13 protein-coding genes are annotated in these 12331 nt (G+C 68.6%); 7 read left to right on the top strand and 6 right to left on the bottom strand.

Annotation, left to right across the window (positions count from 1 at the left end):
• Positions 1-277: 277 nt before the first annotated feature.
• The 7 genes from ACVFYP_RS22945 (at position 278) to ACVFYP_RS22915 (ending at position 6701) form a co-directional block, all read left to right on the top strand.
• On the top strand, positions 278-1135 hold the full coding sequence (locus tag ACVFYP_RS22945) for an IclR family transcriptional regulator (RefSeq protein WP_499202539.1): 858 nt from the start codon (positions 278-280) through the stop codon (positions 1133-1135).
• 123 nt (positions 1136-1258) lie between these two features.
• A complete protein-coding gene (locus ACVFYP_RS22940) occupies positions 1259-2227 on the top strand; it encodes a tripartite tricarboxylate transporter substrate binding protein (protein ID WP_499202538.1) in 969 nt (322 codons plus the stop codon).
• Positions 2228-2234: 7 nt separating this feature from the next.
• Positions 2235-3206: a Bug family tripartite tricarboxylate transporter substrate binding protein gene (locus ACVFYP_RS22935; protein WP_499202537.1), complete on the top strand. Its 972-nt coding sequence runs from the start codon at positions 2235-2237 to the stop codon at positions 3204-3206.
• 13 nt (positions 3207-3219) lie between these two features.
• Entirely contained in the window at positions 3220-3831 is a 612-nt protein-coding gene (locus tag ACVFYP_RS22930; protein ID WP_499202536.1) for a glutathione S-transferase family protein, read from the top strand.
• A 31-nt stretch (positions 3832-3862) separates the two neighbouring features.
• Positions 3863-4786 carry a beta-keto acid cleavage family enzyme gene (locus ACVFYP_RS22925; protein ID WP_499202535.1) on the top strand — a complete coding sequence of 308 codons (924 nt, stop codon included), beginning with the start codon at positions 3863-3865 and terminating at the stop codon, positions 4784-4786.
• Between the two features lie 14 nt (positions 4787-4800).
• Positions 4801-5697, top strand: a complete 897-nt coding sequence (locus ACVFYP_RS22920) for an MBL fold metallo-hydrolase (protein ID WP_499202534.1) — start codon at positions 4801-4803, stop codon at positions 5695-5697.
• Positions 5698-5717: 20 nt separating this feature from the next.
• Positions 5718-6701 carry a tripartite tricarboxylate transporter substrate binding protein gene (locus tag ACVFYP_RS22915; protein ID WP_499202533.1) on the top strand — a complete coding sequence of 328 codons (984 nt, stop codon included), beginning with the start codon at positions 5718-5720 and terminating at the stop codon, positions 6699-6701.
• A 70-nt stretch (positions 6702-6771) separates the two neighbouring features.
• Here ACVFYP_RS22915 and ACVFYP_RS22910 read toward each other — a convergent pair whose 3' ends face one another.
• The 6 genes from ACVFYP_RS22910 to ACVFYP_RS22885 form a co-directional block, all read right to left on the bottom strand.
• Positions 6772-6960, bottom strand: coding sequence for a hypothetical protein (locus ACVFYP_RS22910; protein WP_499202532.1), 189 nt, complete (start codon positions 6958-6960; stop codon positions 6772-6774).
• 128 nt (positions 6961-7088) lie between these two features.
• Complete coding sequence (locus ACVFYP_RS22905) at positions 7089-7871, bottom strand: ABC transporter ATP-binding protein (protein WP_499202531.1); 783 nt, start codon at positions 7869-7871, stop codon at positions 7089-7091.
• On the bottom strand, positions 7868-8830 hold the full coding sequence (locus ACVFYP_RS22900) for an ABC transporter ATP-binding protein (protein WP_499202530.1): 963 nt from the start codon (positions 8828-8830) through the stop codon (positions 7868-7870). The genes ACVFYP_RS22905 and ACVFYP_RS22900 overlap by 4 nt, the downstream gene beginning before the upstream one ends.
• Positions 8827-9741: an ABC transporter permease gene (locus ACVFYP_RS22895; RefSeq protein ID WP_499202529.1), complete on the bottom strand. Its 915-nt coding sequence runs from the start codon at positions 9739-9741 to the stop codon at positions 8827-8829. The genes ACVFYP_RS22900 and ACVFYP_RS22895 overlap by 4 nt, the downstream gene beginning before the upstream one ends.
• Complete coding sequence (locus tag ACVFYP_RS22890) at positions 9738-10745, bottom strand: ABC transporter permease (protein WP_499202528.1); 1008 nt, start codon at positions 10743-10745, stop codon at positions 9738-9740. The genes ACVFYP_RS22895 and ACVFYP_RS22890 overlap by 4 nt, the downstream gene beginning before the upstream one ends.
• A 2-nt stretch (positions 10746-10747) precedes the next feature.
• The gene (locus ACVFYP_RS22885; protein ID WP_499202527.1) at positions 10748-12331 is read right to left on the bottom strand and encodes an ABC transporter substrate-binding protein; all 1584 of its coding nucleotides are present in this window, start codon (positions 12329-12331) and stop codon (positions 10748-10750) included.

Genomic DNA, 12331 nt, shown 5'->3' with positions numbered 1-12331 from the left:
GAATAACAAAAAAACCCCTGCAGGCCGAAAGGTTTGCAGGGGTTTTTTCGTTCAGCGACTTCACCGCGGAACGCTCGCCGGGTGCCCAGCGCGTAGAGCGATGCAGCCTCTTTCCGAGGCTTTGCACCGATGGTCTCTCGATCGGGATAAGGCATGCCGTTATGTCCTAGACGGCGCCCCAATCCATCACGCCAGCCACGATCCTGCCTGGGGCCGCGTTTCGCAGAGCGGCACGCACCGCGTTATATTGCGCGGGTTGGATCTTGATGGAGTACGCATGGCGAAGAAAACGGAGGAAGCGGGGGAGCTGGGCCTGAGCCTCGTGACGGTGCGCCGGACGCTGGCGGTGATCGAGATGCTGGCGGATTCCGACGCCGGCATGTCCCTGTCGGACATCGCGCGGCGCCTCGATGTGAACAAGAACATCGCCCTACGCATCCTCATGACGCTGGAGGAGGAAAACTACCTCTACCGCCATGTCGAGAGTAAATTCTACTTCGTCGGCTTCAAAGTCAGCAATCTCGGTCTGCGCGTGCTGTCGCGTAACCGCTTGTTGGGCCAGTGCCAACCGGTGCTGCGGCAGTTGGCGGATGAATGTGGCGAACTGGTGCTGTTCTCCGTCCTCGACCAGGGCCAGCCACGCTGGGTGATGGCTGCGGTCGGCCGCCGCCAGCGGTTGCAGGTCGATCCCGTCACGCCCATGGCGCCGCATGCCACAGCCACAGGCAAGGCCTGGCTTTCAACGCTTCCGGACGATCAGGTGGCGCGGGTCGTCGAGGGGCGGCTTGAGGCGCTGACGCCCTACACGGTGACAACGCTGGAGGCGCTGCTGGCACAATTGGAGGAGATCCGCCGCTCCGGCCTCGCCCTGAGCAACCAGGAGAATGAGGCTGGCATCGCCGCCATCGCCACGCCCATCTGGACCGCCGCCGACGCAGCGGAGGCCAAGACCCGGCGTTGCGTCGGTTTCGTCAGCATCACCGCCCCCATCTCCCGCGCCACGCCCGAGGACTTCCAGCGCTTCGGCGGGCTGGTGCGGGACTGCGCGGCACGGCTCGGCGATGCCTGGCCGCTGCCCGAGGCCGAATCTTTCGCCCCCAGCCAGAGCCTCATGCCGCACGGCCTGATCGTCTGACCGCCTTACGAACCGTTGACCCCGGACACTGCGACATATTAGGGTAACATCGTTATCCATAATCGGTGGCGAGAGCCGCCGGACGCCCGGCACAAAGACCGGGTGGCGCAAGGGGGACGGACCATGAGGAATTGGGCGCGCGCCACATCGGTGTTAGCGGTGCTGCTGGCCGCGCTGCACAGCCTTCCCGCCGCCGCACAGGCGAATTGGGATCCGCGGCGGTCGGTCCGCATCATCATCGGCTTCGGCGCCGGCGGCACCACGGATGTCATCGGCCGTGCCGTCGCCAAGGTCATCGAGAACCAGCGCGGCTGGACCGTCATCACAGAGAACAAGGGCGGCGCCGGTGGCACCATCGCCGCGGCCGAGATCCGCAATATCCGGCCGGATGGCATGACTATCGGCCTGTTCTCGACCTCCGTCTTCGGGCTCGATCCCTATATCTCCGAACGCCCGCGCTACATGCCGGATGACTTCGACTATCTCGGTACCATCGGCTCCATCGAATATGCGCTGGTCGCGGGTCGGGCGAGCCCGATCACCGATATCGCCAGCATGGTGGCCACGGCTCGCCAGCGCGGCTTTATCACGCTGAGCGCGACGGGGCGGTTGCAGGAGCTGGTGGCGGGTCGCATGGCGCGGCAGTTCGGCATTGAGATCGTTTCCGTGCAGACGCGGGGCTCGGCGGAATCGCTGCAACTCGTGCTCGGTGGCCATGCCGATGTGACGATCTCGGGTGGCGTGCACGTGCCGGCCGTGCTGTCGGGCGATATCCGCTCGATCGGTGCGATCACCGACGAGCGCCATGGCTATGCGCCGGATGTCCGCACGCTGCGCGAGCAGGGCGTGGATATCTCACTGCGCAACTTCTTCATGTATGCCGGCCCGCGCAACCTGCCGCCGGAAATCCGCGCGACCTGGGAAGCGGCGATCGACCAGGCGGTGGCCTCGCCGGAAGTCGCCCAGGCCGCGCAGCAGGCCTACAGCACCCGCGGCAATCTGGGCGGCGCGGCATCCGCCGAGGAAATCCGCACGCAGTCACTGCTCTGGCGCCGCTGGATCGCCGAGGCCGAGCAGCCGGCGGCACGGTGATCCGATGATGATGCGACGATCGCTGCTGGCCGGCGCGGCCCTGGCAGGTTGCGCGGCAACGGGCGCCCAGGCGCAGCCCGCCGCCTATCCCAACCGCCCGATCCGCTGGGTGGTGCCCTTCGGGGCCGGTGGCGGCGCCGATGTGATGGCCCGGCTGCTGGCCGAGGAGGCAGCGCCACGCCTGGGCCAGCCCATCGTGATCGAGAACCGGCCGGGCCAGGCCGGCGTCGTCGGCGCGGCGTATGTCGCGCAGTCGGCGCCGGATGGCCACAGCATCCTGATCGGCACGCCGGGCGTGCAGATGACCAACCCCTTCCTGTTCTCCCGCCTGCCCTACGACCCGGTCCACGGCTTCAGTCTGATCGTGCAGCTGGCACAGGCCCCGAATGTGCTGGTGGTGCATCCTTCGCTGCCGGTGCGGGATGTCGCGGGGCTGATCGCCTATGCAAAGGCCAATCCGGACCGGCTGAGCTTTGCCAGCACGGGGCCCGGCTCCACCAGCCATCTAGGCATGGAGCTGTTCCTGAGCCAGGCCGGGCTGCGCATGGAACATGTGCCCTATCGCAGCTCCGCCCAGGGGCTGATCGACCTGGTTGCCGGCCGCGTGCAGGTGGCGAATGACGGCACCACGCTGATGATGCCGCCGGTGCTGGAAGGCCAGCTCCGGGTGCTCGGCATTTCCACCCTGCGGCGTTCCGAGGACATGCCGGAAGTGCCTGCGATCGCGGAGACGCTGCCAGGCTTCGAATCCTCCTCCCTGCTGTATCTCGCCGGGCCGGCAGGCCTGCCGCCGGCTGTACTGGCGCGGCTGAATGCGGTGTTCAACGAGGTGCTGCGCCTTCCCGGCATCCGCGAGCGCTTCCGCGCCATGGGAACCATCCCCGCGGGCGTTACGCCGGAGGCGCTGGCCGTGGCGATCGAGGAAGGACGTGCCAGGTGGCGGCAGGTCATCGCGCGCGCCGGGGTGAGGCTGGATTGATGGCCCGCGAATTATGATGAGGCTGTTCTGGTCCTCCCGCTCCCCCTTCGCCCGGAAGGTGGTGGCCGCGGCGCATGAGCTGGGCATCGCGGAACGCATCGCGCTCGACCGCGTCGTCGTCTCCGCCACGGCCTGCCAGGCGCAGGTGATGGCGCATAACCCGCTCAGCCAGATTCCGACCCTGCTGCTGGCGGACGGCACGGCGCTGTTCGATTCCGCCGTCATTGTCGAATGGCTGGACCGGCATCACGGCCCGCATCGGCTGCTGCCCGAGGAGGTCGGGCCGCGCTTCGCGGTGCTGCGTCTGCAGGCGCTGGGCGACGGCATCATGGAGAATTCCGTCCGGCGGCTCGGCGAGGATCTGCGCGGCCCGCTCGGCTCCGCGCCCCACGCCGCGGCCCATGGCCTCAAGATCGCCGCCGCGCTGGATCGGCTGGAGCTTGAGGTGGCGGGGCTGGAGACGGTGACGGCGGGCAGCATCGCCATCGGCTGCGCCCTGGCACATCTCGACTTCCGCCACGCCGCGCTGGCGTGGCGCGACGGGCGGCCGGCCCTGGCGGCCTGGCATGCCCGGTTCTCCGAACGTCCGGCGATGCTTGCCACCGCCTATCGCGACGAACACTGAGCCCGACTTCAACCAAGACGAGGAACGCCAAGTGGCCAAGCCGAAGAAGAACGTCATCATCACCTGCGCCGTCACCGGCGCAACGCTCACCCCCTCCATGTCGCCGCATCTGCCGGTGACGGCGGCGGACATGATCACCCAATCCGTCGAGGCCGCGCAGGCCGGCGCGGCGATCCTGCATTTCCATGCGCGCGATCCGAAGGATGGCCGCCCGACCAACGACCCCGCCATCTGGCAGAGCTTCATCCCGCAGGTCCGCGCGCAATGCGACGCGGTGATCAACATGTCCTGCTCGATGGGCAACACCGCGGAGGATCGTGCCTCCGCCGCCATGGTGATGCGGCCGGAGATCGCCACGGTGATCGTGGGCTCGATGAATTACGGCCGCTTCAAGAAGGCGCAGGACCAGGGCACCACGGAGTTCCAGCATGAATGGGAACGGGAATTCTACGGCCCCGCCTCACACCACATCGTCACCCAGAACACCTTCGCCAAGATCGACCGGCTGATCGACATCTTCCTGGAGCAGGGATTCCTGATGGAGTTCGAATGCTACGATGTCGGGCACCTCTATATCCTCGAGCACCATCTGAAGACGAAGAAGCTGCCGCGGCCGATCATCGTGCAGTTTCTCACCGGTATCCTCGGCGGCATCCCGTCCGACATCGACCATCTCCTGCACATGAAGCGCACGACGGAACGGCTGTTCGGGGAGGAGACGGTGATCTTCACGCATGGCACCGGCCCCGACAACATGCGGGCAGCGGCCTATGGCGCGCTGATGGGCACCAATGTGCGCATCGGGCAGGAAGACAACGTCACCGAACGCCCCGGCCGGCTCTTCAAGTCGAATGCCGAGCAGGTGCAGAAGATCCGCCGTATCCTGGAGGAGTTCGACATCGGCATCGCGACGCCGCAGGAGGCGCGCCAGCGCCTCGGCCTGCCGACGCCATAACGGGGACGGCGGCCATGGCCGACGAGGCGATGCGACAAGTGGCGGGCGTGTACCATCGCTGCGTCGGCGATATCAGCGTCACCGCGCTGCATGACGGGCATCAGGACGTGGCGATGAGCACCGTGCTGGGGATTCCGGCGGAGGAGGCTGCGGCGATGCTGCACGCCGCCTTCCGCCCTGTGCCACGGCGGACCGCGGTGAATGGCTTCCTGATCCGCAACGGCGATCGCATCGCGCTGGTCGATACCGGCTGCGGGCCGGCGAAACCCACGGTGGGTTTCCTGGCCGCGAACCTCGCCGCCGCCGGCGTGGCGCCGGCCCAGGTGGACACGGTGCTGATGACGCATCTGCACCCCGACCATGTCGGTGGGCTGTCGGACGGGCAGGGCACGGCGCTGTTCCCCAAGGCCGCGCTGCATCTGCATGCCGATGAACATGCCTATTGGCACGACGATGCCGCGATGATGCGCGTGGCGGATCCGGCGCGCCGCCAGATGTTCTTCGGCGACGCCCGCGCGCATCTCGCGCCCTATCGCGACCGGACGCAGCTTTTCACCGGCGGCGAGGTCTTTCCCGGTGTCACGGCCGTGCCGCTGCCCGGCCACACGCCGGGCCATAGCGGATTCATGCTGGCCTCGGGCGGGGAGTCACTGCTCATCTGGGGCGACATCGTGCATGTGCAGGAGCTGCAGGTGCCGCGGCCCGAGGTCACCATGATGGTCGATGTGGATCCCGCGCAGGCGCAGCAGACGCGCCGCCGGCTGTTCGATCGCCTGGCGGTGGATCGCCAGGCCTTCGCCGGCATGCATCTGCACTTTCCCGCAATGGCGCATCTTGCACGCGAGGGCGACGGATACCGCCTGGTGCCCGACGCCTGGTCACTCGATCTGCACGGCGACGCGCCGCGCTGAATTCAAAGGGAGGAAGCAACATGCTGAAAAGGCGGAGCCTCACCACATCCACGGCTGGACTCGCGGCGCTGCTCGCCGCGCCGCGCGCATGGTCGCAGCCAGGCGGTTCCGACCAGACGGTCCGCATCATCGTGCCATTTCCCGCCGGCGGCCCGGCGGACATTGTCGGCCGCCTGCTCGCGCGTGCCCTGGCCGCGCAGCTCGGCCAGAATTTCGTCGTCGAAAATCGTGCCGGCGCCGGCGGTGTGATCGGCGTGGAGGCGGTGGCGCGGGCGCGTCCGGATGGGACGGTGCTGGGCGTCGGCAGCAGCGGCGCGCTCTCCGTGCTGCCGAACCTGATGCCGCAGATGCCCTACCAGGTGGAGCGCGACATCCAGCCCATCTCGCTCGCCATCTCCGTGCCTCAGGTGCTGGCGGTGCATCCTGCGGTGCCTGCAAACAGCGTGGCGGAGCTGGTGGCCCTGGCGCGACGCCGGCCTGGCGCGCTCGCCTTCGCCTCCTCCGGCAGCGGCAACTCGCTGCATCTGGCGGCGGAGCTGTTTCGCGCCCGCGCGGGGGGAATCGAGCTGCTACACGTGCCCTATCGCGGTGCGGCGCCGGCGGTGACCGATCTCGTCGCCGGGCAGGTGCAGATGATGTTCGGCGACGTGCCGGTCATGCTGCCCCATGTGCGTTCCGGCAGCATCAGGGCATTGGCGGTTACCGCCGCCGAACGCTCCCCAGCTCTGCCCGATATCCCAACCATGGCGGAGGCGGGCGTCAACGGCGTGGAGTCGGAGAGTTATTATGGGCTGATCGGCCCTTCGGGCATGCCGGCGGACCGTGTCGCCGTGCTGCACCGCGCGGTGCGGGACGCCCTGCAGGACCCCGCGACGCGCCAAGCCCTGCTGCAACAGGGCGGCCGCCTCATAGGCAACTCGCCGGAGGAGTTCGCGGTGCATATCCGGCGGGAGGCCGAGAAATGGGCCGAGGTGATCCGCATTTCCGGCGCGAGGCTGGAGTGAAGCCCGTGCGATAGGATGGGCTTACCCTGGTCCGTTTCTGAAGCCCGCCCGTTCAGTCCTGCCGGCCAGGCTACGCCGTGGCGAGGCGCGGCCATTCCAGCATCTCGCCGCCGATCCGGCAGGTCAGGGCCGCCGCCGCCTCCACAAGGATCGGTCGCGCCGCGGCCTCGGCTTCCGGCGTGGCGAGCGCCCCGGCGAGCTTGTCGCCCGGCCCGAAGACCGGCGCCGCCATCGCCCGCAGCCGGCCGGCGCTCAGCACCAGTCCGCCCCGCCATCCACCGCGGCGCGCGCCGTCATGCCGAGGCCGATGGCCGCGCCGACCAGGATCTCGATCCGCTTCGCCATGAGGCGATCCTGGCCGGTTGCGCGCCGCCATCCAAGGGCTGGTCAGCCGGCGGGTGGGTCGAGCCGGTTGATGCCGGGCGGCAGGACGGAGGCAAGCAGCGCCTTCGTGTAGTCATGCGCCGGCGCGTGCAGCACCTCCGCCACCGGGCCGCGCTCCACCACCTCCCCCTGCCGCAGCACCGCGATCTCCTCGCACAGCAATTGCACCACGGCGAGGTTGTGCGAGATGAACAGGAAGGCGAGCTGATGGCGCGCGCGCAGGCGGCGCAGCAGGTCGATGATCTGCGCCTGAACCGAGACATCCAGCGCCGAGGTCGGCTCATCCAGCAGCAGCGCGCGCGGTCCGGGTGCGAGCGCGCGGGCGATGCAGACGCGTTGCTTCTGGCCGCCCGATAACTCATGCGGGAAGCGCCACAGGAATTCCGGGCCGAGGCCCACATCGTCCAGCAGACCATCGATCCGCGCGCGCAGCTTCGTGCGGCTCAGCCCGCCCTGGATCTGCAGGGGCTCTGCCACTGCGTCGTGCACGCTCAGGCGCGGGTTCAGCGCGGAATGGGGATTCTGGAACACCACCTGCACGTCGCGCCGCAGCGCGCGCAGGGCGGTGCCCCGCGCCGTGGTGATCTCCGCGCCATCCATCAGCACCTGGCCCGCGGCCACTTCCTGCAGCCGCAGCAGCACCCGCAGCAGGGTGGATTTGCCGGAACCGGATTCACCCACCAGTCCGAGCGCCGCGCCGGGCTGCAGCGCCAGGCTCACATCGCGCACCGCCGCATGGGCGCCGAAGCGCACGGTGACGTCGCGCACCTCCAGCAGCGGAATCATGGCGACACCGCGTGGCAGGCCACGGCATGCGGCGCGCCGCGCAGCACGGGCTTGGTCGTGCGGCAGACGGGCATGGCCAGCGGGCAGCGCGGATGGAAGCGGCAGCCCTGTGGCGGGTCGCGCAGGTTCGGGATGCTGCCGGGGATGCCCGCCGGCATATGGTCCGGCTGCCGCAGATCCGGCATGGCGGCGAGCAGGCCGCGCGTATAGGGGTGCTGCGGCGCGGCGAACAGCACCTCCGCCGGCGCATCCTCGACGATGGTGCCCGCATACATCACCACGATGCGCCGGCAGGCGGCGCCGATCACGCCGAGGTCGTGGCTGATGAGCATCAGCGTCAGCCCCAACCGCGCCACGAGATCCGCGATCAGCGCCAGGATCTGCCGCTGGATGGTAACATCCAGCGCCGTGGTCGGCTCATCCGCCACCAGCACGCGCGGGTTACCGGCCAGCGCCTCCGCGATCAGCACGCGCTGGCGCATGCCGCCCGACAATTCGTGCGGGTAGCGGCCGAGCAGCGCCGCGGCATCTGGCAGCCGCACGGACTCCAGCAGCTCGATGCAGCGGGCACGGCGCTGGGCGCGGGAGAGGTCCGGCTCATGCGCGCGCAGCACTTCCGCCATCTGGCGGCCGATGGTGAAGACCGGGTTCAGATAGGTGACGGGGTCCTGGAACACCATGCCGATGATGCCGCCACGCAGACGGCGCAGCGCGCCGCCGCCCATGGCCAGGATGTCCTCCCCTTCGTAGCGGATGGCGCCGGAGACGACGCGCGCCGGCGGCGACGGGTTCAGCCGCAGCAGGCTGCGCGCCAACACGGATTTGCCGCAGCCGGTCTCGCCGACGATGCCGACGGATTCGCCTGCCTCGATCGCCAGGTCGATGCCGTCCAGCACATGCACCCGGCCCTCGAAACCGTCGAAGGCCAGGCGGTAATCCTCGATACGGATCAAACTCACCCGCGCGAACTCCGTGGGTCGAGCGTGTCGCGCAGCCCGTCGCCGAACAGGTTGAAGCCGAGCACGGTGAGGAAGATGAACAGGCCTGGAAAGGCAGAATACCACCACCAGTCGGGCATGTAGGTGCGGCCGATGGCGATCATCGCGCCCCATTCCGGCGCCGGCGGCTTGGCGCCGAGGCCGATGAAGCCGAGCGAGGCCGCGGCCAGGATCGCCATGCCCATATCCATGCTGGCTTTCACCACCAGCGGGCTGACGCAATTGGGCAGGATGTGGCGCCACAGGATATGGGCGTGGGAGGCGCCCATGGTGCGCGCCGCCTCCACATAGGATTCGCTGCGCAGCGTCAGCGCCTTGGCCTCGATCAGCCGGACATAGCCGGGCCACCAGACGATGGCGAGCGCCAGCACGCCATGCAGGATGCCCGGGCCGAGCGCCGCGACGATGGCCAGCGCCAGCACCAGTCCGGGCACGGCCAGGAACACATCGGTGACGCGCATGATGACGGCGCGGATGCGGCCGCCGAAATAGCCGGCCGCGATGCCGAGCGGCACGCCGACCAGCGCGGCGAGGCCCGTGATGGTGACGCCGATCCAGAAGCTGGTGCGGGTGCCGATGATGACGCGCGTCAGGATATCGCTGCCCATCTCATCCGTGCCGAACCAATGCGCGGCGGAAGGCGGCTGCAGCCGGTTCGCCAGGTTCACCGCACCACGGGCATGCTCGGGATAGGGCACGATCCAGGGCCCGATCAGCGTCAGCAGCAGGAAGGCCAGCACTAGCGCCAGGCCCAGCATGGCCGAGGGGCTGCGCCCAAAAGTCCAGACGAAGAAGCGCGCCTGGCGGATGCTGCCTGCGTGTTCCGTGCCGAAGCGCGTAAGGCGCGAGGCGGGAAGGCTCGCCTCGCTCATGCGCCGCGCGTCCGCGGATCGAGCCAGCCATAGGCGAGGTCCACCAGGAGATTGGCCAGCATGAACATCAGCCCGATCACCAGCGTCACCCCCATCACCGGCTTGAAGTCCGCGGCGATGGCGGAATTCACGGCATAGAGGCCGATGCCGGGCCAGTCGAAGACCGTCTCCACCAGCACCGTGCCGCCCAGCATCCAGCCGAAGCGCAGGCCGATCATCGCGAGAGTCGGCAGCATCGCGTTCTTCAGCGCCAGCAGCCCGATCACGCGCGAAGGCATCACGCCATGCGCGCGGGCGGCGGTGACATGGTCCGAGCCCAGCACCTCGATCATCTCCGCGCGGTTCACCCGCAGCACGGAGGCGAGGCAGGGCAGGGACAGCACGAAGGCCGGAAGCACCGCATGCGCGGCCGCATCGCGCAGACTGTCCCATTGCCCGGTCAGCAGGGAATCGAACAGCACCATACCGGTGATGATGGGCGGCGGATCGGCGGCAATGGACATGATGCCACCGGTCGGCAGCCAGCCCCACCAGACGCCCACCACCATCTGCAGCAGCAGCGCGATCCAGAAGGCCGGCAGCGCGATGCCGGAGACGGCCAGCACGCGGATCCCATGGTCGAGCCAGGACCCGCGCCAGACGGCGGCGAGGATGCCGAGCGGAATGCCCACCGCGCATGCGAACCCCATGGCCAGGATCACCAGCTGGAAGGTCGCCGGCACATAACGCAAAAGATCCTCGCCCACCGTATTGCCGCTGGTCAGCGACCGCCCGAAGCGGCCCTGGGCGAGGTCCGTGACGTAGCGCCAGAACTGCTCCGGCAGTGGCCGGTCCAGCCCATACTCGGCGCGGATCGTCGCCACCATCGCCGGTGTCGCATCCGGCCCGGCCGCCAGCGCCGCCGGGTCCGCAGGCGTGACATTGGCGATCACGAAGGTGATCACCACCAGGCCGAGCAGCATCAGCGCCACATGGGCCAGCCGCCCGGCCAGGTAGCGCGCCATGCTCATCCGCGCGCGGCGAAAAGGGGGTAGAGATCCACCTCGCCCGTCAGGTTCAGCGCCTGGTGCGCAAAGCCGCGCACATAGCTGCGCATCGCCCAGCGCTGGTTCGCCGCCATACCGAAGACCACCGGTTGAAGCTCCACTACGCGCCGCTGGATGGTGGCGTAGAGCGCCATGCGCTTGGCGGTATCCAGCTCCACCGCGGCCTCCGCCACCATGCGGTCGATCTCCGCATCGCGCAGATGATGGATGCCCCAGAACTGCCCGGCGGCGGAGGACGCGTATTGCGAGGCAACGGTATCCGGGGAGGTGGTGACGGGCGTGACATAGACCGCCGTCATCGCCGCCGCCGTTTCCGGATTCGCGCCACGGCCGATCAGCGTCGGCCAGGGCTGACCCACGATGTTCACGCGGATGCCGAGCGGCTGCAGCGCATTCAGCAGCACCAGCCCGATCTGCCGCTGCACCTCATGTCCCGCGACCTGCAGGTATTCCAGTTCGAACCCGCCCTGCGGCGTGGCGGTGCGCGCCATGTACTGCTTCGCGCGATCCAGGTCCTGGCGCGGCATGTCGAGCGTGATGCGGCCCTCCGTCACGAAGGGGAAGGGGCCGTCCAGCAGCTTGGCGTCGCCCTTGTGGATGGCGATCAGCGCTTCGTAGTCGAAGGCATAGGCAATGGCCTTGCGCAGGTTGATATCCGCGGTCGGGCCCTTCTGCGTGTTCATCATGATGGCAAAGGGCGCGGCGCCCGTGTCGTTCGTCACCACCATGTTCGGCATGCGCTCGAGCTGCTCGAGGTCGTCCGGCGTCAGCCCGGCGGCGATATCCACCTCGCCGCGCTGCAGGGCCGCCTTGCGGGGGGCGGATTCGCGCATGACGCGGAAGATCACGCCGGCGGGGCGGTCGGCGTCGGACATCGGCCAGCCCTTCCAGTACTCCGGCACCGCCGCCAGCGACATCACGCTCTGCCCATCCCAGCGGCGGATGGTGAAGGGGCCGGAGCCGGCGGCGTTGGTGGTCAGCCATTTCTGGCCGTCATCGTCGCCTTCCACATTCGCCATCACCTGCTTCGGATTTACCACGAACCACAGCGGCAGGAAGGAGATGAAGTCGGGATAGGCGCGTTCCAGCGTGAAGCGCACGGTGCGCGCATCCACCGCCGCGATATTCTCCGGCTTCAGGTGGCGCGACAGCATCCAGGAGATGCCCTTGTTCAGCCGCAGCCCGCGCTGGAAGGAAAAGCGCACGGCTTCCGCATCCAGCACGTCGCCATTGTTGAACTTCGCATTGCCGGCCAGGCGGAAGGTCCAGGTCAGGCCATCCGCGCTGGTCTCCCAGCTCTCGGCCAGCCAGGGGATGATGCGCGCGGGCGTGCCTTCGTAGCGCACCAGCGGGTCATACAGGCAGCGCTGCATCATGCGCGTGGACCAGTCGTAGCGCTGGTGCGGGTCCAGGATCGGCACCGGCTGGTTGCCGGAGAAGACCAGGATGCGGCGATTGCCCTCGCGTTCGAAGCCATAGGCCGGGCTGAGCGAGGAGGCGGCGACCAGGCCACCTGCACCGAGGAGGAGTTCGCGGCGGTTCAT

Source organism: Roseomonas sp. F4, assembly GCF_053891155.1.
This window is presented reverse-complemented; position numbering and strand designations above follow the sequence as displayed.

What these genes read in the sequence shown, in the direction of transcription:
- ACVFYP_RS22945 (WP_499202539.1), top strand. Translation starts at nt 278, where the DNA reads ATGGCGAAGAAAACGGAGGAAGCGGGGGAGCTGGGCCTGAGCCTCGTG.
- ACVFYP_RS22940 (WP_499202538.1), top strand. Translation starts at nt 1,259, where the DNA reads ATGAGGAATTGGGCGCGCGCCACATCGGTGTTAGCGGTGCTGCTGGCC.
- ACVFYP_RS22935 (WP_499202537.1), top strand. Translation starts at nt 2,235, where the DNA reads ATGATGCGACGATCGCTGCTGGCCGGCGCGGCCCTGGCAGGTTGCGCG.
- ACVFYP_RS22930 (WP_499202536.1), top strand. Translation starts at nt 3,220, where the DNA reads ATGATGAGGCTGTTCTGGTCCTCCCGCTCCCCCTTCGCCCGGAAGGTG.
- ACVFYP_RS22920 (WP_499202534.1), top strand. Translation starts at nt 4,801, where the DNA reads ATGGCCGACGAGGCGATGCGACAAGTGGCGGGCGTGTACCATCGCTGC.
- ACVFYP_RS22915 (WP_499202533.1), top strand. Translation starts at nt 5,718, where the DNA reads ATGCTGAAAAGGCGGAGCCTCACCACATCCACGGCTGGACTCGCGGCG.
- ACVFYP_RS22905 (WP_499202531.1), bottom strand. Translation starts at nt 7,871, where the DNA reads ATGATTCCGCTGCTGGAGGTGCGCGACGTCACCGTGCGCTTCGGCGCC.
- ACVFYP_RS22895 (WP_499202529.1), bottom strand. Translation starts at nt 9,741, where the DNA reads ATGAGCGAGGCGAGCCTTCCCGCCTCGCGCCTTACGCGCTTCGGCACG.
- ACVFYP_RS22890 (WP_499202528.1), bottom strand. Translation starts at nt 10,745, where the DNA reads ATGGCGCGCTACCTGGCCGGGCGGCTGGCCCATGTGGCGCTGATGCTG.
- ACVFYP_RS22885 (WP_499202527.1), bottom strand. Translation starts at nt 12,331, where the DNA reads ATGAACCGCCGCGAACTCCTCCTCGGTGCAGGTGGCCTGGTCGCCGCC.